The 21,934-nt window shown below is 36.7% G+C and carries 26 protein-coding genes and 1 tRNA gene; 24 read left to right on the top strand and 3 right to left on the bottom strand.

The window, feature by feature from the left end:
- Window positions 1–4: 4 nt before the first annotated feature.
- Window positions 5–856 (top strand): thiopeptide-type bacteriocin biosynthesis protein, encoded by an 852-nt coding sequence (locus NK356_RS03500; protein ID WP_034693460.1) that lies wholly within the window; start codon window positions 5–7, stop codon window positions 854–856.
- A 59-nt stretch (window positions 857–915) separates the two neighbouring features.
- On the opposite strand, the gene NK356_RS03505 is transcribed toward NK356_RS03500, so the two are convergent.
- Window positions 916–989 (bottom strand) — tRNA-Ile (locus tag NK356_RS03505).
- 62 nt (window positions 990–1,051) lie between these two features.
- Entirely contained in the window at window positions 1,052–1,450 is a 399-nt protein-coding gene (gene mce / locus NK356_RS03510) for a methylmalonyl-CoA epimerase (protein ID WP_034693457.1), read from the bottom strand.
- Between the two features lie 93 nt (window positions 1,451–1,543).
- On the opposite strand from mce, the gene rbfA reads away from it, so the two are divergent.
- The 9 genes from rbfA (at window position 1,544) to NK356_RS03555 (ending at window position 9,919) form a co-directional block, all read left to right on the top strand.
- Window positions 1,544–1,903, top strand: a complete 360-nt coding sequence (gene rbfA, locus NK356_RS03515; protein ID WP_034693455.1) for a 30S ribosome-binding factor RbfA — start codon at window positions 1,544–1,546, stop codon at window positions 1,901–1,903.
- 3 nt (window positions 1,904–1,906) lie between these two features.
- The gene (locus NK356_RS03520; protein ID WP_034693452.1) at window positions 1,907–3,112 is read left to right on the top strand and encodes an ABC transporter permease; all 1,206 of its coding nucleotides are present in this window, start codon (window positions 1,907–1,909) and stop codon (window positions 3,110–3,112) included.
- Window positions 3,113–3,191: 79 nt separating this feature from the next.
- A complete protein-coding gene (locus NK356_RS03525; protein WP_253316259.1) occupies window positions 3,192–4,985 on the top strand; it encodes an endonuclease in 1,794 nt (597 codons plus the stop codon).
- Between the two features lie 61 nt (window positions 4,986–5,046).
- Complete coding sequence (locus tag NK356_RS03530; RefSeq protein WP_253316260.1) at window positions 5,047–5,784, top strand: shikimate dehydrogenase; 738 nt, start codon at window positions 5,047–5,049, stop codon at window positions 5,782–5,784.
- 74 nt (window positions 5,785–5,858) lie between these two features.
- The gene (locus tag NK356_RS03535) at window positions 5,859–7,658 is read left to right on the top strand and encodes a DUF349 domain-containing protein (RefSeq protein ID WP_253316261.1); all 1,800 of its coding nucleotides are present in this window, start codon (window positions 5,859–5,861) and stop codon (window positions 7,656–7,658) included.
- 63 nt (window positions 7,659–7,721) lie between these two features.
- Window positions 7,722–8,747, top strand: a complete 1,026-nt coding sequence (ribD, locus tag NK356_RS03540; RefSeq protein ID WP_034693441.1) for a bifunctional diaminohydroxyphosphoribosylaminopyrimidine deaminase/5-amino-6-(5-phosphoribosylamino)uracil reductase RibD — start codon at window positions 7,722–7,724, stop codon at window positions 8,745–8,747.
- A 63-nt stretch (window positions 8,748–8,810) separates the two neighbouring features.
- A complete protein-coding gene (locus NK356_RS03545; protein ID WP_167348784.1) occupies window positions 8,811–8,975 on the top strand; it encodes a hypothetical protein in 165 nt (54 codons plus the stop codon).
- Between the two features lie 34 nt (window positions 8,976–9,009).
- Entirely contained in the window at window positions 9,010–9,192 is a 183-nt protein-coding gene (locus NK356_RS03550) for a hypothetical protein (RefSeq protein WP_253316262.1), read from the top strand.
- Window positions 9,193–9,313: 121 nt separating this feature from the next.
- Window positions 9,314–9,919: a YigZ family protein gene (locus NK356_RS03555; RefSeq protein WP_253316263.1), complete on the top strand. Its 606-nt coding sequence runs from the start codon at window positions 9,314–9,316 to the stop codon at window positions 9,917–9,919.
- On the opposite strand, the gene NK356_RS03560 is transcribed toward NK356_RS03555, so the two are convergent.
- Complete coding sequence (locus tag NK356_RS03560; protein ID WP_185103647.1) at window positions 9,916–10,626, bottom strand: zinc metallopeptidase; 711 nt, start codon at window positions 10,624–10,626, stop codon at window positions 9,916–9,918. The genes NK356_RS03555 and NK356_RS03560 overlap by 4 nt on opposite strands.
- A 104-nt stretch (window positions 10,627–10,730) precedes the next feature.
- Here NK356_RS03560 and NK356_RS03565 point away from each other — a divergent pair, with 104 nt between their 5' ends.
- The 14 genes from NK356_RS03565 to nuoK all read left to right on the top strand — a co-directional run bounded on the left by NK356_RS03565 (window position 10,731) and on the right by nuoK (window position 21,934).
- Window positions 10,731–11,858 (top strand): GNAT family N-acetyltransferase, encoded by a 1,128-nt coding sequence (locus NK356_RS03565; protein ID WP_034693438.1) that lies wholly within the window; start codon window positions 10,731–10,733, stop codon window positions 11,856–11,858.
- 50 nt (window positions 11,859–11,908) lie between these two features.
- Window positions 11,909–12,085 (top strand): hypothetical protein, encoded by a 177-nt coding sequence (locus NK356_RS03570; RefSeq protein WP_167348785.1) that lies wholly within the window; start codon window positions 11,909–11,911, stop codon window positions 12,083–12,085.
- A 273-nt stretch (window positions 12,086–12,358) separates the two neighbouring features.
- Window positions 12,359–12,730 (top strand): NADH-quinone oxidoreductase subunit A, encoded by a 372-nt coding sequence (locus NK356_RS03575; protein ID WP_034693436.1) that lies wholly within the window; start codon window positions 12,359–12,361, stop codon window positions 12,728–12,730.
- Between the two features lie 95 nt (window positions 12,731–12,825).
- Window positions 12,826–13,386 carry an NADH-quinone oxidoreductase subunit B gene (locus tag NK356_RS03580; protein ID WP_002983540.1) on the top strand — a complete coding sequence of 187 codons (561 nt, stop codon included), beginning with the start codon at window positions 12,826–12,828 and terminating at the stop codon, window positions 13,384–13,386.
- A 6-nt stretch (window positions 13,387–13,392) separates the two neighbouring features.
- Window positions 13,393–13,887: an NADH-quinone oxidoreductase subunit C gene (locus NK356_RS03585; RefSeq protein ID WP_034693433.1), complete on the top strand. Its 495-nt coding sequence runs from the start codon at window positions 13,393–13,395 to the stop codon at window positions 13,885–13,887.
- A gap of 62 nt (window positions 13,888–13,949) precedes the next feature.
- Window positions 13,950–15,173 (top strand): NADH dehydrogenase (quinone) subunit D, encoded by a 1,224-nt coding sequence (gene nuoD, locus NK356_RS03590; RefSeq protein ID WP_034693431.1) that lies wholly within the window; start codon window positions 13,950–13,952, stop codon window positions 15,171–15,173.
- A 120-nt stretch (window positions 15,174–15,293) separates the two neighbouring features.
- On the top strand, window positions 15,294–15,803 hold the full coding sequence (gene nuoE, locus NK356_RS03595; RefSeq protein ID WP_034693429.1) for an NAD(P)H-dependent oxidoreductase subunit E: 510 nt from the start codon (window positions 15,294–15,296) through the stop codon (window positions 15,801–15,803).
- A gap of 102 nt (window positions 15,804–15,905) precedes the next feature.
- Window positions 15,906–17,264 carry an NADH-quinone oxidoreductase subunit NuoF gene (gene nuoF, locus NK356_RS03600; protein WP_034693428.1) on the top strand — a complete coding sequence of 453 codons (1,359 nt, stop codon included), beginning with the start codon at window positions 15,906–15,908 and terminating at the stop codon, window positions 17,262–17,264.
- A gap of 5 nt (window positions 17,265–17,269) precedes the next feature.
- On the top strand, window positions 17,270–18,181 hold the full coding sequence (locus tag NK356_RS03605; RefSeq protein ID WP_253316264.1) for a hypothetical protein: 912 nt from the start codon (window positions 17,270–17,272) through the stop codon (window positions 18,179–18,181).
- A gap of 41 nt (window positions 18,182–18,222) precedes the next feature.
- On the top strand, window positions 18,223–19,221 hold the full coding sequence (locus tag NK356_RS03610; protein WP_034693425.1) for a 2Fe-2S iron-sulfur cluster-binding protein: 999 nt from the start codon (window positions 18,223–18,225) through the stop codon (window positions 19,219–19,221).
- Window positions 19,222–19,329: 108 nt separating this feature from the next.
- Window positions 19,330–20,394 carry an NADH-quinone oxidoreductase subunit NuoH gene (gene nuoH, locus NK356_RS03615; protein WP_034693422.1) on the top strand — a complete coding sequence of 355 codons (1,065 nt, stop codon included), beginning with the start codon at window positions 19,330–19,332 and terminating at the stop codon, window positions 20,392–20,394.
- 151 nt (window positions 20,395–20,545) lie between these two features.
- On the top strand, window positions 20,546–21,103 hold the full coding sequence (locus NK356_RS03620) for an NADH-quinone oxidoreductase subunit I (protein WP_034693420.1): 558 nt from the start codon (window positions 20,546–20,548) through the stop codon (window positions 21,101–21,103).
- A complete protein-coding gene (locus NK356_RS03625; RefSeq protein WP_034693417.1) occupies window positions 21,103–21,600 on the top strand; it encodes an NADH-quinone oxidoreductase subunit J in 498 nt (165 codons plus the stop codon). The genes NK356_RS03620 and NK356_RS03625 overlap by 1 nt, the downstream gene beginning before the upstream one ends.
- Before the next feature lie 4 nt (window positions 21,601–21,604).
- A complete protein-coding gene (gene nuoK, locus NK356_RS03630) occupies window positions 21,605–21,934 on the top strand; it encodes an NADH-quinone oxidoreductase subunit NuoK (RefSeq protein WP_002983557.1) in 330 nt (109 codons plus the stop codon).

Consider the following 21,934-nt stretch of genomic DNA (forward strand, 5'->3'; position numbering starts at 1 on the left):
TAAGATGATAACCAGAAAATTTCATCCGGGAAGTGAATGGCTTTATTTGAAAGTTTACACCGGGATCAAAACTTCAGATAGTATTTTACAGGAAGTTATAGAGCCACTAGTTGAACAATTACAAACTCAAAACCTTATTTATCAGTGGTTTTTTATACGATATAACGATCCTAAACCCCACCTGAGGATAAGATTAAACCTTAAAAATATAACTGACCATAGCATTATCTTGGGAATGATCAATTCCTTATTTAAGGACTATCTGGAATCAGGAGAAGTCTCTTCTATCATTATGGATACCTACTCAAGAGAACTTGAGCGTTATGGTGAAAACACGATAGAATACGCGGAAAACCTCTTTTTTAAAAGCAGCCAATTGATTTTAAACTTCCTGGAATACAGTGATGAAGAAAAGATCATTACTTCTTTATTTTATATAGATCAAATTTTATCAGCATTCAACCTATCTCTTGAACATAAAATAGAGTTTGCAAAGGATTCTGAAAGTGTATTCAAATCAGAATTTAATGCAGATAAGAACTTAAATGATCAGTTAAAGAAAAAGTATAATGAGTTTTATCCTCATTACTTTGAATTTATTACCTCTGAGGAATATGAAGAAATCAGAGATTTAATAAAAAGTAATATCACTGAACTTACATTAAAGCCTGAAGAACTTTCAAAATTGGAAAGCAATAATGTATTAAAAATAAAACCAAAAGATTTCTTCAAAAGTATTTTTCATATGCACATTAACCGATTGTTTATTTCCCATCAAAGATTATTTGAGATGGTAGTTTATGATCACTTATTCCGTCTTTATAAAACAAACAGAGCTCATTCTCTAAAAAAATAAATTTGAATTTTATGAAAAATAAAAAAACCGCTCACATTTCGTAAGCGGTTGATTTTCTGTGGTCCCACCTGGGCTCGAACCAGGGACCACCTGATTATGAGTCAGGTGCTCTAACCAACTGAGCTATAGGACCTCAAAACTTGGTTAAATTTTGTGTTTGCAAAAATAGTAAAATTTCTTTCACTACAAAATTTTTTATTGCTTTTCTTGGCAAAGTTCTACCAGCACACCGTTTGTAGACTTGGGATGAAGGAATACAACTAATTTGTTATCAGCACCTTCTTTCGGTTCTTCGGAGATAAATTGAAATCCTTCTTTTTTCAGTCTTTTCACTTCTTCCACGATATTTTCAACGCCAAATGCCAGATGATGGATGCCTTCTCCCTTTTTATCGATAAATTTAGAGATCGGACTTTCAGGATTACTCGCTTCTAAAAGTTCAATTTTACTTTCTCCTGTTTCATAGAAAGAAGTTACTACCCCTTCCCTTTCCACTGTTTCTTTTTTATAGGATTCTTTTCCTAATAATTTGGTAAAAAGTTCATCAGAAACCCCTAAAGACTTTACAGCAATACCAATATGTTCTAGTTTCATAAATACTAATCAATATAATTAAATCGTAAATTTGATACTGTAGTTGAATTTCAAAGTATCAATTCAAACAAAAGTACTAAATTTGCAGAAATTATGGAAAGTAACAGACAAAGAAAAGTAGCACAGATCATTCAGGAAGACTTCGCAGAGCTTTTCCGCAAACAGGCTTCAGAAAGCAAACAGAGCATATTGGTATCTGTTTCAGATGTAAAAGTAACTGCTGACTTAGGAATTGCTAAGATTTATTTAAGCATTTTCCCACAGGAATTCCGTACCGCTGTGATGAAGGAGATTGAAGAAAACAAACCTCAATACAGAAACTTCATTGGCCAGAAAATGGCAAAACAGGTGCGTATTATTCCACAACTTAACTTTTACCTGGATACCGCTCTTGATGATGTTGAAAGACTGGAAAGAGAATTAAGAGGCGAAGGCGACAATCCTGTTTTATAGATCTTGAAGAATATTGCATTTTACATAGCATCCAGATACCTTTTGGCTAAAAAGGGAAGTACTGCCGTTACGTTCATTACGTGGCTGGCTGTAGGTGCCATGACGGTTGCTGTGGCTGCAATGTTCGTCATTATTTCTGTTTTTTCAGGACTTGAAGACCTGAACAAAGATCTTATTTCCAATCTTCACGCTGATCTTACGTTAAAAAGCACCTCCGGAAAAACCATCAAAAATCTGGATAACGTCAGTAAAGTTTTGAGCAACAACAAGGAAATCAGCAGTTTTTCCCGCGTTATTGAAGAAAAAGTATACATCAGTTTCAACGGAAAGGGTGATATTGCTTACCTAAGAGGTGTAGATTCTGCTTATGTTAAGGTAAATCCTATTAATAAAGAAGTGTTCTACGGAACTTATCCAAGTTTCAAATACTCGAATGAGGTATTAATGGAAAACAGCCTGGATAACAGACTTTCAATTCCTGTGGATTCTTCCAATCATTATGCAACCGTCTTTATGCCCAAACCGGGGACAGGGATTATCAGTAAGGAAGAAGATATCTATAACAAAAGAGATATTCTGGTAACGGGTGTTTTCCCGGGAAAAGACCAGCTGGACAATTATATCGTTTCTCCTATTGAGCTTACAGAAGAATTACTTACTCTTCCTAAAAAGTCCGCTTACCAGATTGTTATTAAACTGAAAAATCCGGAAAATGCAGATGCTGTAAAACAAAGCCTGCTTTCTTCTCTCGGAAAAAATATTGAGATCAAAACCAAGGAAGAGGAAAATGCCGCTTTCTGGAAAATGATTAACACTGAAAAGCTTTTTATTTACCTGATCTTTGCATTGGTCATCTTTATTACGACCTTTAATCTTGCGGGAGCTATTATTATTCTTCAGCTTGATAAAAAAGAACAGGCAAAATCATTGATATCACTCGGCTTTCCTTTAAGCCATTTAAGAATGACCTATTTCTACACCGGGCTCCTGATTGTTATTTCCGGTGTGATTACCGGATTAATTCTTGGAACTGCACTTTGCTACTTCCAGCTTTACACAGAATTCTTCAGAGCCAATGAGGTTCTGCCATTCCCGGTAAAAATTGTAGGTAAAAATTATCTTATCGTAGCCCTTACGGCTTCCTTATTTGGAATTACTATTTCATGGTTCTTTTCAAAAATCAGTAAAGAATATATTACTAAAGGCTAACATTTCAACTTTATATATTACATACAATTAATATACTTCGGTTTCATTTTTTCGTACCTTTACGCCCCAATTTTAAAAAATGAAACAAATTTTATCTTTTTTTCTTTTAAGCGTGACATTTATAAGCGCTTTGGCACAGGCTCCGGCAGGATATTATACAAATGCTAACGGACTAACAGGTGCAGCTCTTAAAACAGCTCTTCAAACCATTATCAGTGATGGACACATAGACCACGGTTATGGCGGTTTATGGACAGGCTATGCTACAACTGACCGTGATTATTTCTATGAAAATGACGGAACTATTCTGGATATTTATTCTGAAAATCCAAATGGACCGGATCAGTATAATTTTACCCTTGGAACCAGCCAGTGCGGATCTGCCGGATATTCTAATGAAGGAGACTGCTACAACAGAGAGCACGTGATTCCTCAGAGTTTATTCAACAGTGCTTCTCCTATGGTTGCTGATATTCATTTTATCCGAGCTACCGATGGAAAAGTAAACGGAATGAGATCCAACTACCCTTTCGGAATCGTTGGCAACACTTCTTTTACATCTAAAAACGGATCTAAACTAGGTACATCTGTATCAGCAGGATATGGAGGTACGGTATTTGAACCTATTGATGCTTTCAAAGGAGACATCGCGAGAATGATTCTTTATTTTGTGACAAGATATGAGGATAAACTTCCTAATTTCACTACTGGTGACATGCTTGGTAACACAGCATTCCCGGGACTACAGCCTTGGGCACTTAATCAATATTTAGCATGGAATGCAATGGACCCTGTGTCTGCTGAAGAAATTGCAAGAAACAATGCTTCTTATGCTTATCAGGGAAACAGAAACCCTTTCATTGATCACCCTGAATATGTTACTCAGATCTGGGGAGCTCCGGTTGTTGATAACCAAGCCCCTACAGCTGCAACTAACCTTGTTGCCAGCAACCCAACTTCAAACTCTATTGCTTTAAGCTGGACAGCTGCTACGGATAATGTGGGAGTAACTTCGTATGGGATTTATGCCAACGGAACCTTAAAAGCGACTGTTTCAGGTACAACAACATCTACTATAGTTTCCGGATTATCACCTTTGACTCAATACACATTCTACATCATTGCTAAAGATGCTTTCGCAAACTCTTCTCCACAAAGTACAACAGCTACAGAAACAACTCTTGATGTACCTGCCGGAGGAGGAAGCTGTGGAACTGAAAATTTCGAAATGATCAGCGGTGCTCCAAATACTTATCTGACAGCAACCTGGACCAACAACGGAATTTCATGGACTGCTACTGACTCAAGAGTTGACCAAACCATCAATAATAAAGCCATTACCATAAAAAATGGAACTTTAACAAGTTCAACTTTTTCAGGTGGAATTCAAAGCTTAACTTTAACAACTCAATTGAAATTCTCCGGGAGCGCAGGATATTTCAATGTTCTTGTAAACGATGTGAATGTAGGAACTATTCCTTACAGCAATGTTGTTACTACAACTACCATCAGTAATATAAATGTAAGTGGAAATACAGTGATTAAACTGACAAATTCTTCTACTTCCAACAGAGTGGCTCTGGATGATCTTAGCTGGACATGTTTCGGAACTACGTTAGCTACTGCTGAAAACCAAAAAGACAAATCAGCATTTACCATCTACCCTAATCCTGTAAGAAATAATGAATTATTTGTAAAAGGAGAAAACCTTAGCAAAATTTCAAAAGCTGAGATCTATGATCTTTCAGGTAAATTAATTGAAACCATTGCAAATCCTTTCAGACATTCAAACAAAATCAACCTTAAAGGTATGGTAAAAGGAAATTATATCCTTAAAACAGATAATTTCTCTACTAAATTTATCGTAGATTAATTATTAAAAAATATTTCAAACCAAGGCCGGATTTATCCGGTCTTTTTTTTATTTTTGATGTATGGATTCCAATAAAAAATTAGGATTGATAGGACGAAATATTTCTTATTCTTTTTCTAAAAAATTCTTCGAAAACAAGTTCCAAAAGCTCATGCTGAAGAATTTCTCCTACGATATTTTTGATCTGAATGAAATCAATGAAGTAGAAAATCTTTTTGCTTCTCCGGACCTGTTAGGATTCAATGTGACCATCCCTTATAAAGAAAAAATAATCGATTATCTCGATGAACTAAGTGATGAAGCTGAGAAAATAGGTGCCGTAAACTGTGTTCTTATTCAGAATGGCAAAAAAACCGGCTACAATACAGATGCGTTCGGTTTTGAAAAGACGCTTCTTTTACACAAAAAACCTTCACAGGATAAAGCATTGATCTTAGGAAACGGAGGGGCAGCAAAAGCAGTCAAATATGCATTGGACAAACACAATATTCCTTCTATAACTATTTCAAGGAGTACAGAAATCAATTATGAAAATCTTGATCAGGAAACTGTTGCAGAACATAAAATTATTATCCAATGTACACCGGTAGGTACTTTCCCGAATGTGAAAGATTGTCTGAACTTTCCTTTTGACGGGCTTTCTTCAGATCATCTGGTTATTGATCTGATTTACAACCCAAACTACACCCAATTCATCATCAATGCCTCAGAAAAAGGAGCAAAAACAGTGAATGGGTACTATATGCTTGAACAGCAAGCAGAAAAAGCTTGGGAAATTTGGAATTTTCAAAAAAAATAACATAAATTAGTACTTTAATTGGCCTTAAAGCTATATTTAAAGGATATTAACGCCACTCACATAAAAGATTTGCTATGACTACAGAAAACAATCTTTCTGAAAACGAAGAAAAGAAAAATCCTAACGAAGTATCTCAGGACCCATCAGAAAACACAGTTTCTCATGATGCAAACCAACACGAAGATGATGCAGAGCACCTGGATGACCATGAAGAAGAAATTTCCCTTGCCGATGCTTTAAAGGAAATGGAAAAAATCATCAACACTCCCAATGCCGGTGAGAACTTCAAAAGATTCAACCAGCTGAAAGAGAAAGCAAGTCATTACATCCATGATGAAGTGGAGGATAAAAAGCATGAATATGTAGAAGCCGGAAATCCAGCTGAAAATTTCAGCTACGAACACCCTTCTCAGACTAAGTATTCTGCGTTGGTTAATATTTTCAAGGAAAAACATGATACCTTCCAGAAAGGACAGGAAGAAGAGCAAAAGAAAAACCTTGATCACCGTCAAAGCATTATCGAAAGACTTAAAAATCTATACACCAACTCTGAACCAGGTGTCAATCTTTTCAAATCTATTCGTGAGATTAAAGAAGACTGGTCAAAAGCAGGACAGGTGGCAAAGTCTGAATTCAAAATTCTCAACAATAATTATTTCCATCACCTGAATCAGTTTTATCAGATGCTGGATCTTAATAAAGAATTTTTGGAGCAGGAATACAGCCACAATCTGGAAAAGAGAGAACACATTATTGCCCGTGCTAAAGAGCTGGAAAATGAACCCGTTATCCAGAAGGCTCTAAACGAACTTCAGTATCTTCATAAACTTTGGAAAGAAGAAGCTGAACCTGTAGCAGAGGAATTCCGTGAAAAAACATGGGAAGAGTTCAAAGAAATTTCCAATAAAATTCACGAAAGAAAATCTGAACTTTCTGCTTCTATTGAAAAAGAACAGAGTGAAAATCTTGAAAAGAAAAATCAGATTATTGCTGAAATCAAGAAACTGTCTGAACCTTCAGAAACGCCTAACCACAACTATTGGCAGAATGCTATTAAAAGAGTGGAAGATCTGCGTTCTGACTTTTTAAAGACAGGAAGTGTTCCTAGAAAACTTTCCAACCAAAACTGGAATGATTTCAAAACAACACTAAGAGGTTTCAATACAACGAAAAATAACTATTATAAATCGTTGAAAGGTTCTCAACAGGCGAATCTTGAAGAAAAATTAAAACTGATCCAGACTGCACAAGACAATATGAATAATGAGGAATGGGATATTGCCGTTCCGTTATTCAAAAAACTTCAGGAAGACTGGAAAAAAATCGGGCATGTTCCAAAAAGCATGACCAATAAAATCTGGGATGAATTCCGTGACGCTTGTAATGCATTCTTCAACAACTACAGAGAGAAGAGCAACACGTCTACCGACAACTGGAAAGAAAACTACAAGAACAAAAAAGCTCTTCTTGATGAGCTTAAAGAAGTTTCCAACGAAGAAGGAAGTATCGAAAGAATCGAGCAGATTAAAACTTCATGGAATAATATCGGAAAAGTTCCAAGAGATAAAATTTCAATCAACTCTGAATTCAACAAGACATTAAGAGAGAAATTGAAAATAAACAAAATCAATGAACTTGAACTGAAAGAGGAAGGTTTATCTGAAAACCAGCTTACTGACAAAGCAAGAAAGATCAAAAATCAAATCTCTGATCTTGAGGCAGAAATCGTTAAACTGGAAAACAACCTTTCTTTCTTCAACAAACCGTCCAGAGAAAATCCTCTTTTAAAAGACACTTACAACACGATTGATGAGAAAAAAGCTCATCTGGAAACGTTAAAACAAAATCTTCACAGCATTATCAGCGGAGATTAATACACAACAAAATAAATAAAGGCGGAGCAAAGCAATTTGTCTTCGCTTTTTCTTTTTATAAATATGAACAACGACGAATTTTATATTAAAAGATGTATTGAGCTGGCTCAAAAAGCTCTTGGCAACACCTACCCTAACCCTCTTGTTGGAAGTGTGATCGTACACAACGGAGAAATAATAGGTGAAGGATATCATCACAAAGCAGGAGAACACCATGCAGAGATCAATGCCATTAATTCTGTTAAGAATAAAGATCTTATTCCGGAATCTACAATTTATGTATCCCTGGAACCCTGCGCACATTATGGAAAAACTCCGCCATGTGCTTTGAAAATTAAAGAATTAGGCTTTAAAAAAGTAGTAATTGGTGCTATGGATTCTCATGATAAAGTGAATGGAAAAGGAAAGAAAATCATTCAGGATGCAGGAATTGAAGCAGTTTCAGGAATACTTGAAAAAGAATGCATTGAACTTAACAAAAGGTTTTTCACTTATCACGAAAAGAAAAGACCATATATCATTTTAAAATGGGCAGAATCCGGTGATGGATTTTTGGATCAGGATTTTAAACCGACAGCCGTTTCCAATACATTAGTGAACCAGTTTGTTCATCAGTTAAGAGCTGATGAGCATGCCATTTTAGTAGGAACCCAAACTGCTTTGAATGACAATCCAAGTCTTACCGTCAGAAATGCTGAAGGCGTAAATCCTGTCAGAATTCTGATTGATTTTGATTTAAAAGTTCCTGCCAGCTTCAATATTTATAACAATGAAGCAAGAACATTAATTTTAAATTCCGTAAAAGAAGGTACTGAAGGACATATTCATTTCATTAAAATCAATAAAGATAATTTCCTGTCTGAACTCATGGAGGCATTGTATAAAGAACAAATCCAGTCTGTCATTATTGAAGGTGGTCGTTTTACTCTGCAGGAATTTATAAATGCTAGTCTGTGGGACGAAGCCATTGTAATTAAAAATGAGAATTTGATATTAGAAAATGGGACAAAAGCCCCGGAATTCGGTCAAATTCCTGCTACAATTGAAAATTTCAGAGATAATACCGTTTCATTTTTTAAAGCAAAATAATACTTTTTATCACCTTCAAATGAAATAATTTCTTTACATTAGTTTTACAAAATTAAAATTACTATGAAAAATTTAAAGAAAGTTTCGAGACAGAGCTTAAAAAAAGTAAACGGAGGAATTGCTCCTGAATGCTGTTCATTCTATCCGCCTTCACTACAGCACTGCTGTGCAACTCCTTCAAGCATGAGCTGTCCACCGCCTTGGGCAGATGGAACATTCCCTTGCTAGACTTTTTCAATGTAAAATAAAAAGAACTAATATCATGAAAAATTTGAAAAAGCTATCAAGAACCGGTCTAAAAACAATCCAGGGCGGAGCATTTGTAACATGTACCCTACCTACAGGAGAACTTACAAAATGCAGAGATAAATGCCCTCAGGATTTTTGCGGGCCAACAAGTTATATGTGCCTGATCCCAATGGATCTGTGTGGAGATGTAATGTAGGAGCATTATTTTACATCCAAAAAAATAGATAAGCCGTCAAATTCTGACGGCTTAATTTATGATCATGATGCAGAATACTAAAGCATTTAATATTTTTGCATAATTAAAGCCGGAATTCACAATGACGTTTGAATACAAAACCATAGAAAAACCCATAGAAAATACTCTTTTAAAAGAAAAAGGAAGCAAGTTTATAGGATTTGCTTACCCGATAACCAATGAAAGAGAACTAAAGAGTGCACTGGAAAAAATAAGGGAAGAGCACCCGAAAGCTACTCATCACTGTTATGCTTTCAGAATGGGATTAAATGGGGAAAACTATCGCGCCAATGATGATGGTGAACCTTCCGGAAGTGCCGGCTTACCTATTTACAATCAGCTGTTAGCAAACGAGGTCACCAATATTCTTGTGATTGTAGTCCGTTATTATGGAGGAACCAAACTGGGGGTTTCCGGATTGGTAAAAACCTATAAGGAATCTGCAAAGATCACACTGGAAGAGGCCAATATCATTACCCGTGAGCTGGAAACAGAGATAGAGATTCAGTTCAATTTTAATCAGCAGAATACAATATTCACCCTGCTTTCAAAGTTTGATGCTAAAGTTTTGAATTTCGATGCTAATGAAAACTGTATTCTTACGGCATCTTTGAAACTGGCACAAAAAGAAAACATCTCAGAAAAGCTTTCTGAGATGCAATATGTTTCATTTGAATTTAATGATTAATCCCTTCTTCCACCAAGAAGCAAAGATCCCCAGTAAAGAAGTTGTGCCAGAGAACCTAATGCGGCTACCACATAAGTTCTTGCAGCCCATTTCAAACTATCCTGTACTCCAACAAATTCTTCAACAGTTACAGTTCCGGTATCTTTAAGCCACTTCATCGCTCTGTTACTTGCATCGTATTCCACTGGAAGTGTTACAAAAGCAAAGAGTGTGGTCATCGCAAACATTGCAACTCCGATTGCCAGAACAGTAGTATTTCCGTTGGGATTCTCAATCGTTCTTGACGCTGCCATTACCGCAATACCTGCAATAAGGACAAACTGCATCAGATTGGAACTTATGTTTACAATAGGAACCAGTTTTGAACGTAAATTCAACATAGAATATCCTACCGCATGTTGTACTGCGTGTCCGCATTCGTGAGCTGCTACTGCCGCTGCTGCTGCGTTTCTCTGCATATAAACTCCTTCAGAAAGGTTTACTGTTTTATCTGCCGGATTATAGTGGTCCGTCAACTGTCCGGGTACTGATATGACCTGAACATCATTTATCCCGTTATCTCTCAACATCTTTTCCGCTACTTCTTTCCCCGAAAGGCCATTTCGAAGGTGTACATTGGAATAATATTCAAATTTCGATTTCAATCTGGACGAAACCCACCAGCTCACCAACATTGAAATACCAATAATGATATAATAACCCACCATTTTATATAAATTTTGTGTTTAATTTTACCCATAATCATATAAAAACTGTGCCAAAGTATAAGATATTATTATTTATATTTGTCCTTTAATTCCTCTCAAAAAACATGTCTACAGTTTCAATTATTGAAGTAAAAACAGCGGGTCAGCTCAAGCAATTCGTAAGGTTTCCAATGGATTTGTATAAAAACAATCCCTACTATGTTCCGTCCTTTATCAATGACGAAATCAACATTTGGAATGTGGATGAAAATCCTGCGCTTCAATATTCAGAAGCCAAGCAGTATCTGGCTTATAAGAATGATAAGATTGTAGGAAGAATTGCAGTTCTGATCAATCACAAAGAAGAGAGAGAGTTAGGCATTAAAAAAGTACGTTTTGGATGGATCGACTTTATTGATGATGCTGAAGTTTCAAAGGCATTGATTCAAAAAGCGGTTGATTATGCCAAAGAAAAAAATATTGACAAAATTGAAGGTCCAATGGGCTTTACCAATCTTGACAAGGCAGGAATGCTGATCAAAGGTTTTGACCAACTGGCGACTATGATTGGAATTTACAATAATGAATACTATCCAAAACATCTTGAGAACCTGGGATTGACTAAGGAAAAGGAATGGGTAGAATTTGAGATCATCTTCCCTGAAACGTTACCGGACAAAATTCATAAATTTAATCAGCTTATTTCTGAAAAGTACAAGCTGAAGGTTTTAAAATTCAAAACAAAAGAAGAGATTATCCAGTATGTAGATCCTATGTTTGATCTTTTGGATGAGACTTACAAACATCTTTCTACGTATACTCCAATTTCGGATGAACAGCGCAAAACCTACAAAGAGAAATATTTCAAACTTATTGATAAAGATTTCATTGTTTGTATTGCTGATGAACACAATAATCTGGTCTCATTCGCTATTACAATGCCTTCTTATTCCAAAGCCCTGCAGAAGTCCGGTGGAAAACTGCTTCCTTTTGGCTGGTGGCATTTCTTACAAGCAGGAAAGAAAAATGACAGAGCGAACTTCTACCTGATCGGAATTCATCCGGATTATCAGAGAAGAGGAGTAACTTCTATTATTTTCAAAGAAATCTGGGATATTTTCAGAAAAAAAGGAGTAAAGTATCTTGAAACCAATCCGGAGCTGGAAGAAAACAAAAGTATTCAGCTGTTGTGGCAGGATTACAATCCGGTGAATCACAAAAGAAGAAGAACGTATTCAATGGAACTCAAATAATTGATACTGCATTTTGTAAAACACAAACTCACACCCAAACTTTGAACTTTATGAAACCACAGCTTATCATATTTGCTATTTTAATTGCCGGATTTATCGGTTATAATATCTTTTTCCAGTCGCCCGATGACAAAACCAATACGGTAATTAATATTCTTTTTGCCAGTATTCTTTTTGGATATATTTCTTTTATGGCTTACACTCTTTTGAAAAAAATGAAAAAATAAGTGATAAACATAGCTCAATAGGAGCTTTAATCGCTTGCTTTTATTCCCCAATAAATAAATTCAAAATATCCGCAGTGTACATGATGGGATATAATTTTTCCAGAGTTACTACAAAGAAAGGGGAAAAACATCACAAAAAAATAATCATAAAAAGCTAATTTTTATTGATTCTAAATTACCGATTTAGCTGATTTTAATCCGACTTTTAAGCCGATTAATTTCATGCTTTCTTGTTTATTCGCTAAATTTGCAAATTGAGATAATAATGCAAAAATGAATTTACCTGAAAGTTATATTCCAATCCTTATCCAGGCTGGTGTAGCAGTAGGATTTGTAGCTGTTTCTTTGCTTGGAGCACATTTCTTAGGTCCACAGCAGAAAAAAGGAAACTCTGTAAAAAACCAAAGCTGGGAATGTGGAGTTCCTGTAGAAGGAAATGCAAGAACACCGTTTTCTATCAAGTACTTCCTGACTGCGGTATTGTTCGTACTATTCGATATTGAAATCGTATTCTTTTATCCTTACGCTGTCAACTTCAGAGAATTCGGCATGGAAGGTTTCCTTGCTGTGCTTACATTCGTTGCGATCTTCTTCGTAGCGTTTTTCTATGTCTGGAAACGAGGCGCGCTGGATTGGGATAAATAAATTTTAACATTAAAAGATTGAATAATTTAATCATTGAAAAACAGAGATGATTAAATTTTATAAACACTTTAATCTTTAAATATCAACAAAAGAAAATGTCAGATAAAAAACCAGTAATAAGAACAGATGCACCTGCTCCCGAAGGCTATGAAGGAGAAGGGTTTTTCGCAACAAAACTGAGCAGTGTAATCGGGATGGCAAGAAAGTTTTCACTTTGGCCGTTACCCTTTGCAACCTCTTGTTGTGGTATCGAGTTTATGGCTACCCTGAACCCGACTTATGATGCTTCAAGATTTGGTATGGAAAGAAACTCTTTCTCTCCAAGACAAGCAGATATGCTGATGGTTTGCGGAACTATATCAAAGAAATTAGGACCAGTCCTAAAAGAAGTTTACACTCAGATGGCTGAGCCGAAATGGGTGGTAGCAGTTGGAGCTTGTGCTTCCAGCGGTGGTATTTTTGATACGTATTCTGTACTTCAGGGAATTGATAAAATTATTCCGGTAGACGTTTACGTTCCTGGATGTCCTCCAAGACCTGAACAGATCATTGAAGGCGTAATGCAGGTACAGGCTCTTGCAGAAAGCGAAAGCATCAGAAGAAGAGATATGCCTGAATATCAGAAATTATTAGATTCTTACAACATAAGCAACTAAACGGAAATGACAAACGAATTTGTATTAGAAGCCATCACAAGAGAATTTCCGGAATCTGTCATTTCAAGCTCAGAACCGTATGGAATGCTGACTATTGAAGTGAAGAAAGAAGATATTAAGAAAATCATTCACTATCTGAAAGATTCATCACTGGAATTTAATTTCCTTACGGATATCTGTGGTATTCATTATCCTGAATTCCCTGAAAAGGAAATTGGTGTTGTTTACCATTTGCATAATATGATGGCCAATTTCAGATTACGTCTGAAAATCTTTATGTCCAGAGAAAATATTGAAGTAGACTCTCTTGTAGAGCTCTATGCAGGAGCCAACTGGATGGAAAGAGAAACGTATGATTTCTATGGGATTAAATTTAAAGGACACCCGGATCTTAGACCTATTTTAAATATGGAAGATCTTGGATACCACCCAATGTTGAAGGAATATCGCCTTGAAGACGGTACAAGAACCGACAAGAACGATAGCATGTTCGGAAGATAAAAAAGCGAATGGCCAATGGCAGCTAGCCAATAGCCAGAAGCAAATAGCTAAAAGCAATCATTATGAAAGATAACTCATTATCTAATATACTAAACCAGTACGAAAGTAAGGAACAGATTGACGGACAATTATATACCCTGAATCTAGGACCTACCCACCCTGCTACGCACGGGATTTTCCAGAATATCTTAACGATGGACGGAGAAAGAATCCTTCACGCAGAGCAAACAGTAGGATATATCCACAGAGCATTTGAGAAAATTTCTGAAAGAAGAAACTATTCTCAGATCACTACCCTTACAGACCGTATGAATTACTGTTCTGCACCCATCAATAACTTAGGTTGGCACATGACAGTAGAGAAGCTGATTGGCGTGGAAGTTCCAAAACGTGTAGACTATATGCGTGTTATCTTGATGGAGCTAGCCAGAATCGGTGACCACCTGATCTGTAACGGGGTAACCGGAATGGACTCAGGAGCGATTACAGGTCTTACTTATATGTTCATCGAGAGAGAACGTATTTATGATATGTATGAGCAGATCTGCGGAGCCAGAATGACAACCAATATGGGAAGAATCGGAGGTTTTGAAAGAGATTTCACACCTAAGTTTCATGAGTTGTTGAAAGACTTCTTAAAAACTTTCCCACCAAGATTCAAAGAATTCTGTACTCTATTAGAAAGAAACAGAATTTTCATGGACAGAACCATCGGTACAGGAGCTATTTCTGCCGAGAGAGCTTTAAGCTATGGTTTTACAGGTCCAAACTTACGTGCAGCAGGTGTAGATTATGATGTAAGAGTTGCACAGCCTTATTCCTCATACGAAGATTTCGACTTCATTATTCCTGTAGGAACTTCAGGAGATACTTACGACCGTTTCATGGTTCGTCAACAGGAAATCTGGGAATCAATCAAAATTATCAAACAAGCATACGAAAATCTTCCGGAAGGACCATTCCATGCGGATGTTCCTGATTTCTATCTTCCTGAAAAGGCAGATGTATATCAGAAAATGGAAGCATTGATCTACCATTTCAAAATTGTAATGGGAGAAACTGATGTACCGAAAGGAGAAGTTTACCATGCTGTAGAAGGTGGAAACGGAGAATTAGGTTTCTATCTTGTGAGTGACGGAGGAAGAAGCCCTTACAGACTTCACTTCAGAAGACCATGCTTCATCTACTATCAGGCCTACCCTGAAATGATTACAGGTTCTGTAATTTCAGATGCCATTGTAACGATGTGTAGTATGAATATTATTGCGGGAGAATTAGACGCATAATTATAAGATAAAAGAGGAAAGATAAAAGACTTTCTTCATATTTAAATATAAATTGAATTTAGAACACGAATTTCAGAGTCTATTCTCTCTTTTTCTATGTTCTTTAATCTTAGATAAAAAATGAGCGAAACAATAGCTTTTAAACCGGAAAGTTTAGCACAGGTACACAAAATTATCGCAAGATATCCTGAAGGAAGACAGAAATCTGCTCTTCTTCCCGTACTTCACTTGGCACAGAAAGAATTCGGAGGATGGTTAGATGTTCCTGTGATGGATTATGTTGCCGGACTATTAAGTATCCAACCGATCGAAGTATATGAAGTGGCAACTTTCTATACCATGTTCAATATGAAGCCGGTAGGTAAATATGTTTTGGAAGTTTGCAGAACAGGACCTTGTATGGTTTGTGGAAGCGAAAAAATTCTGGATCATATCAGAACAAAACTGAATATTAAGGACGGAGAGACTACTGAAGACGGTATGTTCACCTTAAAGCCTGCTGAATGTCTTGGAGCATGCGGATATGCACCAATGCTGCAGCTTGGAAAATTCTTTCATGAAAATTTAACGATAGAAAAAGTAGATGAAATCCTTGATCTTTGCAGACAGGGACAAGTTGCTTTAGACTAATAGAAATTTTAAATTCTAAATTTTAGATTTTAAATTATTCACTTAACGTTTAATCATAATTAATGCAAGAAGCCAAAAGCCGATTGCAATAAGCAAATAACAATGAGTAAAAAACTTTTACTTAAAGACGCACATATAGAAGGTATTCGCTACTTTGAGACTTACCGTAAACAGGGAGGTTACACTGCAGCAGAAAAAGCCTTGAAAATGACTCCTGACGAAATTCTTGAAGAAGTAAAAGCTTCAGGACTACGAGGTCGTGGTGGAGCTGGATTCCCAACAGGAATGAAATGGAGCTTTTTGGCTAAGCCTGAAGGTGTTCCAAGACACCTTGTTGTGAATGCGGATGAATCTGAACCTGGAACATTCAAGGACAGATATCTGATGGAGTTCCTTCCTCATTTATTGATAGAGGGAATGCTAATTTCTTCTTACTGTTTAGGTTCCAATACTTCTTATATCTACATCCGTGGAGAATATTCATGGATTCCGGATATCCTTGAGGAAGCTATTGAAGAAGCTAAAGCAGCAGGATTTTTAGGTAAAAATATTTTAGGAACTGGTTTCGATCTTGAAATCTATGTACAGAGAGGTGGTGGAGCATATATCTGCGGTGAAGAAACTGCATTGCTTGAATCCCTTGAAGGAAAAAGAGGTAATCCAAGATTAAAACCGCCATTCCCGGCTGTAAAAGGTCTTTGGGAGAGACCAACGGTGGTAAACAACGTTGAATCTATTGCTGCAATTGTTCCGATCATTGATATTACAGGTGCTGAATACGCTAAAATTGGTGTTGGAAGATCTACAGGAACGAAATTGATTTCTGCTTGTGGAAACATCAACAAACCAGGTGTATACGAAATCGATATGACAATCACGGTGGAAGAATTCATCTATTCTGATGAATATTGCGGTGGTATTAAAGATGGTAAAAAATTAAAGGCTTGTATTCCTGGAGGAAGTTCTGTTCCGATTGTTCCGGCTAATTTATTGCTGAGAACCGTGAACGGAGAGCCAAGATATATGAACTATGAATCATTGGCAGATGGTGGTTTTGCTACCGGAACGATGATGGGTTCAGGAGGTTTCATCGTTTTGGATGAAGACCAGTGTATTGTAGATCACACCATGACATTGGCAAGATTCTACAACCACGAAAGCTGTGGACAATGTACTCCTTGCCGTGAAGGAACGGGATGGATGTACAAGATTTTAAAGAAAATCGAGAAAGGAGAAGGAAAAATGGAAGATATCGATCTACTTTGGGATATCCAGAGAAAAATCGAAGGAAATACGATTTGTCCATTGGGTGATGCCGCAGCTTGGCCGGTTGCAGCAGCGATCCGTCACTTCAGAGATGAATTTGAGTGGCACGTGAAAAACCCAGAATTGTCTCAGACACAAAACTATGGATTGGCACATTATGCAGATCCTATCCCGGCTGTTGAAAAGAATGCGTAGGTAAGATGAAAAAATTATTGGTTGTCGGCTTAATGATGTCGAATCTTGTATTTGCACAGAACAAGAAGAGTGATACTGCAAATTATAACAGATCCGTTGAAGAGGATTTGTCATATTTAGTGAGTGAGAAAGAGCAGATTAAAGCTGAAAAAAAGGAAAAACCTTTACCATTAAGCAAAAAAGGTCAGGTTTTCGTATTTTATGGTTGGAACAGAGCAGCTTATAGCAATTCTGACATCCATTTTACAGGAAACGGATACGATTTTCAATTGAATAATGTAACCGCACAGGACCGACCTACAAAATTTGGAATTGTCTATTTTGATCCAAGCTGGTTTACTGTAACACAGTATAATTTCAGAATAGGATATTTCATTAAAGACAATTTAGCTTTGGTACTTGGGATAGACCATATGAAATATGTAATGGATCAAAACCAGACTGTAGGTTTCAAAGGACATATTTCAGATCCTGAATATGCAGCAATGGTTCAAAACGGGCAGGTAAATCTTGCAGATGAGAAGTTCCTTACTTTTGAACATACAGACGGACTTAATTATGAAAACTTAGGTCTTGAAAAATACAAAAATCTTGTTCATAAGAAGAATATAGATTTAGTATGGTCTTATGGAGCCGGAATCGGGTTTATGTTTCCGAAAAGTAACGTAAAACTTTTTGGAAATGAAAGAAGTGACCGTTTTCACGTTGCAGGAATGGGAACCGATATCAGATCCAGTCTTAACTTAGTATTCTGGAAAAACTGGATGCTGAGATTAGAAGGAAAAGCAGGATATATCAATATGTGGGACATCAAAACCACGTTGAATAATAAGCCGGACAAAGCACGTCAGGATTTTGTTTTCGGACAGGTTCTGGGAGGAATTGGATATACATTTAATACAAAGAAATATAAATAACAAAGCCTATTGCTTAACGCATAAAGCTTAAAGCATATCATATGAGCGAAGAAGTTAAAAAATTCAAAATAACTATAGACGGACAGACTACTGAAGTTTTGCCTGGTACTTCTATTCTGGAAGCTGCAAGACAAATCGGTGGTAAATCTGTACCTCCTGCAATGTGCTACTACAGCAAGTTGGAAACCAGTGGAGGAAGATGTAGAACTTGTCTGGTAGAAGTTTCTAAAGGATCTGAAGCAGACCCACGTCCTATGCCAAAATTAGTAGCAAGCTGCAGAACTAATGTAATGGACGGGATGGAAGTAAAAAATCTTACTTCTGAGAAAGCTCAGGAAGGAAGAAAAGCGGTTACCGAATTCTTATTGGTAAACCACCCGCTGGACTGCCCTATCTGCGACCAGGCAGGAGAATGTCATCTTCAGGACTTAGGATATGAGCATGGTGTAGAAAACACAAGAACAGAATTCGAAAGAAATACTTACGAAGCTGATGATCTTGGACCGAACATCAAATTAAATATGAACCGTTGTATTCTTTGCGCAAGATGCGTACTGACAGCTAACCAGCTTACAGAAACAAGAGAACACGGTATCCTTTTCAGAGGAGATCACGCTGAAATTTCAACGTATTTAAATAAAGCCTTAGACAATGACTTCATTGGAAACGTTATCGACGTTTGCCCTGTAGGAGCATTAACAGACAGAACAGCACGTTTTGCAAGCAGAGTTTGGTTTACAAAACCGATGAACGCAACTTGTAAATGTGATAAGTGTTCTGGAAAAGCTGTTGTATGGTTTAAAGGAGACGAAATTGTAAGAGTTACGGCAAGAAAAGACCAGTGGGGTGAAGTAGAAGAATTCATCTGCGATACATGTCGTTTCGAAAGAAAAGCCTTATCAGACTGGAACATCGAAGGTCCTAGACATATCGACAGACATTCTGTAATTTCATTGAACCACTACGAAAAGCCTAAAGATGAGCTAAGAGTTTTAGACAATCCGATGGCTAAAGAAATCAGTGAAAAAGACGAAAAATAAAATTTGAAAATGAGGTAATTTGAAAATGAGAGTCTCTGTTGGTGTGATTGCTATAATTTCCATCTTCCAGCTCCCATCTTCTAACCTTTAACATCTATAAAAATAAAAATGGATTTACTTACATTTAAACTTATACTTGTACTAGCACTTTTCCTGCTATCACTTACGATTGCAGCCTACTCTACCTGGGCAGAAAGAAAAGTAGCCTCTATCATGCAGGATAGAATTGGTCCCAACAGAGCCGGACCTTTCGGATTACTGCAGCCTCTTGCTGACGGTGGAAAATTCTTCTTTAAAGAAGACTTTACGCCAGCCAATGCAGAAAGATTCCTTTTCGTATTAGGGCCAGCTTTGGTAATGTTTATTTCATTGATTACAGGAGCTGTGATTCCTTGGGGTAAAAGTTTAAATATTGCAGGTACTTCTTTTGATCTTCAGGTAGCAAACATCGATGTTGGTGTACTTTTCATCATCGGTATGGCTTCCATTGGGGTTTACGGAATTATGATCGGAGGTTGGGCTTCGAACAACAAATACTCATTATTAGGTGCTATCCGTGCTTCTTCTCAGATGATTTCTTATGAATTGGCGATGGGATTAGCACTTCTTTCTATCATCATGATGTCTGGAAGTTTGGATTTAAAAGAAATCACTGAAAGTCAGACTACCGGAAAATTATGGGGAGTTATTCCTTGGGTTTCAGGATTGAACTGGAACATTTTCTACCAGCCGATTGCATTCCTTGTTTTCTTTGTCGCTGCTTTGGCAGAAACCAACAGACACCCGTTCGATTTACCTGAGTGTGAATCTGAATTGGTAACAGGATACTCTACAGAATACTCTTCCATGAAGTTAGGGTTATATATGTTCGGAGAATATGTGAACATGTTTATTTCCAATGCTTTTATGGTTGTTCTTTTCTTCGGAGGGTATAACTATCCTGGTATTGAATGGGTAACTCAGAACTGGGGAGAAAATGCTGCAGGAATCTTGAGCGTTGTAGCATTCCTTACAAAAACAGTAATCGGAATTCTGATCTTCATGTGGATCAGATGGACACTTCCAAGATTCAGATATGACCAGTTAATGCACTTAGGATGGAAAACATTAATCCCAATGGCATTGGTAAACCTATTAATTACAGGAGCTGTAATTTTAGCATTTGCAAACTAAGAAATTTGAAAATGAGCTGATTTGAAAATTTGATAATGAAATCAAAGTTTTATCTTTAGCGTATCATATTCAATCATCAATATTAAATAATTAAGATAACAGACAAGATTAGTCTAAAATCTAATGTCTAACATCTAATATCTATAATTAAATGAAACTTACAAACAGATCAAAAGTTGTTTCCAATAAAGAAATGACCCTTGCTGAAAAAATCTACCTTCCTGCCATCTTTACAGGGATGGGGATTACATTTAAGCATGCTGTAAGAACCGTGATAAAGGGTGCTCCCGCAGTATATTCGTATCCGGAAGTACAGAAACCAAGAACCACCATCTGGAGAGGTCAGCACGTTTTGAAAAGAGACGAAGAAGGCAGAGAAAGATGTACAGCTTGTGGACTTTGTGCGGTAGCTTGTCCTGCAGAAGCCATTACGATGACTGCTGCTGAAAGAACTAAAGAGGAAAGAGGTCTTTACAGAGAAGAGAAATACGCTTCAGTATATGAAATCAATATGCTAAGATGTATTTTCTGTGGTATGTGTGAAGAAGCTTGTCCTAAATCTGCCATCTATCTTACCGACAGATTGGTAGACGTAGAAACCAACAGAGGTTCTTTCATTTACGGAAAAGATAAATTAGTTGAAAAAATAAATGAAAGGATTGATATCACGACAAGACAATCCGAGAAACAAAAAAATGCGGTAAAATAATGGATCAGTTTTTATTTTTCTTGGTGGCGTTTTTAGCAGTGGCAAGTGCTGTTTACTTTGTATTTGCAAGAAATCCTCTTTATGCTATTTTGTCATTAATTGTTACGATGTTTTCAATTGCCGGAATGTACATTCTTCTCAATGCACAGTTCCTGGCAATCATCCAGATTATAGTGTACGCAGGTGCTATCATGGTACTTTTCCTTTATATCTTAATGATGCTTAACCTTAATAAGCAAGACGAAAGTAAAAAGAACAATACTTTAAAATTTGTTGGAGTTTTTACAGCAGGTCTTCTTTTGGTAGGTGTATTAGGAGTTTTCAGAGGAGTAAAAGACAATCACATTGTTGTTGAAAATGTAGACAGAGGTGTAGGTCTTACCAAAAATCTGGGTAGACTTTTGTTTAATGAATATGTTTTACCGTTTGAGCTTGCTTCCATCCTAATTCTGGCAGGTATTGTAGGCGCGGTATTAATCGGTAAAAAAGATTTATAAAATTATGGGAGAAGTAAATACATTTATACAAAGCATCCCTTTGGACTACTTCATCATTCTTTCATCAGTATTGTTCTGTTTGGGAGTAATGGGAGTATTGCTTAGAAAAAATGCTATTGTGATTCTGGGCTGTGTAGAGCTTATGCTGAATTCTGTAAACCTTTTATTGGCAGCTTTTTCAGCGTATAAAGGCAACGGCGACGGACAGCTTTTAGTTTTCTTCATTATGGTGGTAGCTGCTGCTGAAGTAGCAGTAGGTCTGGCAATTATTGCGATGCTATATAGAAACACCCGTTCTGTAGATGTGAGTATATTTAATAAATTAAGAGGATAA

Origin of the sequence: Chryseobacterium sp. S0630 (genome assembly GCF_024158915.1) — a bacterium.
Classification (GTDB): Bacteria; Bacteroidota; Bacteroidia; order Flavobacteriales; family Weeksellaceae; genus Chryseobacterium.

What these genes read in the sequence shown, in the direction of transcription:
- NK356_RS03500 (WP_034693460.1), top strand. Translation starts at nt 5, where the DNA reads ATGATAACCAGAAAATTTCATCCGGGAAGTGAATGGCTTTATTTGAAA.
- mce (WP_034693457.1), bottom strand. Translation starts at nt 1,450, where the DNA reads ATGAAACTAGAACATATTGGTATTGCTGTAAAGTCTTTAGGGGTTTCT.
- rbfA (WP_034693455.1), top strand. Translation starts at nt 1,544, where the DNA reads ATGGAAAGTAACAGACAAAGAAAAGTAGCACAGATCATTCAGGAAGAC.
- NK356_RS03525 (WP_253316259.1), top strand. Translation starts at nt 3,192, where the DNA reads ATGAAACAAATTTTATCTTTTTTTCTTTTAAGCGTGACATTTATAAGC.
- NK356_RS03530 (WP_253316260.1), top strand. Translation starts at nt 5,047, where the DNA reads ATGGATTCCAATAAAAAATTAGGATTGATAGGACGAAATATTTCTTAT.
- NK356_RS03535 (WP_253316261.1), top strand. Translation starts at nt 5,859, where the DNA reads ATGACTACAGAAAACAATCTTTCTGAAAACGAAGAAAAGAAAAATCCT.
- ribD (WP_034693441.1), top strand. Translation starts at nt 7,722, where the DNA reads ATGAACAACGACGAATTTTATATTAAAAGATGTATTGAGCTGGCTCAA.
- NK356_RS03545 (WP_167348784.1), top strand. Translation starts at nt 8,811, where the DNA reads ATGAAAAATTTAAAGAAAGTTTCGAGACAGAGCTTAAAAAAAGTAAAC.
- NK356_RS03550 (WP_253316262.1), top strand. Translation starts at nt 9,010, where the DNA reads ATGAAAAATTTGAAAAAGCTATCAAGAACCGGTCTAAAAACAATCCAG.
- NK356_RS03555 (WP_253316263.1), top strand. Translation starts at nt 9,314, where the DNA reads ATGACGTTTGAATACAAAACCATAGAAAAACCCATAGAAAATACTCTT.
- NK356_RS03560 (WP_185103647.1), bottom strand. Translation starts at nt 10,626, where the DNA reads ATGGTGGGTTATTATATCATTATTGGTATTTCAATGTTGGTGAGCTGG.
- NK356_RS03565 (WP_034693438.1), top strand. Translation starts at nt 10,731, where the DNA reads ATGTCTACAGTTTCAATTATTGAAGTAAAAACAGCGGGTCAGCTCAAG.
- NK356_RS03570 (WP_167348785.1), top strand. Translation starts at nt 11,909, where the DNA reads ATGAAACCACAGCTTATCATATTTGCTATTTTAATTGCCGGATTTATC.
- NK356_RS03575 (WP_034693436.1), top strand. Translation starts at nt 12,359, where the DNA reads ATGAATTTACCTGAAAGTTATATTCCAATCCTTATCCAGGCTGGTGTA.
- NK356_RS03580 (WP_002983540.1), top strand. Translation starts at nt 12,826, where the DNA reads ATGTCAGATAAAAAACCAGTAATAAGAACAGATGCACCTGCTCCCGAA.
- NK356_RS03585 (WP_034693433.1), top strand. Translation starts at nt 13,393, where the DNA reads ATGACAAACGAATTTGTATTAGAAGCCATCACAAGAGAATTTCCGGAA.
- nuoD (WP_034693431.1), top strand. Translation starts at nt 13,950, where the DNA reads ATGAAAGATAACTCATTATCTAATATACTAAACCAGTACGAAAGTAAG.
- nuoE (WP_034693429.1), top strand. Translation starts at nt 15,294, where the DNA reads ATGAGCGAAACAATAGCTTTTAAACCGGAAAGTTTAGCACAGGTACAC.
- nuoF (WP_034693428.1), top strand. Translation starts at nt 15,906, where the DNA reads ATGAGTAAAAAACTTTTACTTAAAGACGCACATATAGAAGGTATTCGC.
- NK356_RS03605 (WP_253316264.1), top strand. Translation starts at nt 17,270, where the DNA reads ATGAAAAAATTATTGGTTGTCGGCTTAATGATGTCGAATCTTGTATTT.
- NK356_RS03610 (WP_034693425.1), top strand. Translation starts at nt 18,223, where the DNA reads ATGAGCGAAGAAGTTAAAAAATTCAAAATAACTATAGACGGACAGACT.
- nuoH (WP_034693422.1), top strand. Translation starts at nt 19,330, where the DNA reads ATGGATTTACTTACATTTAAACTTATACTTGTACTAGCACTTTTCCTG.
- NK356_RS03620 (WP_034693420.1), top strand. Translation starts at nt 20,546, where the DNA reads ATGAAACTTACAAACAGATCAAAAGTTGTTTCCAATAAAGAAATGACC.
- NK356_RS03625 (WP_034693417.1), top strand. Translation starts at nt 21,103, where the DNA reads ATGGATCAGTTTTTATTTTTCTTGGTGGCGTTTTTAGCAGTGGCAAGT.
- nuoK (WP_002983557.1), top strand. Translation starts at nt 21,605, where the DNA reads ATGGGAGAAGTAAATACATTTATACAAAGCATCCCTTTGGACTACTTC.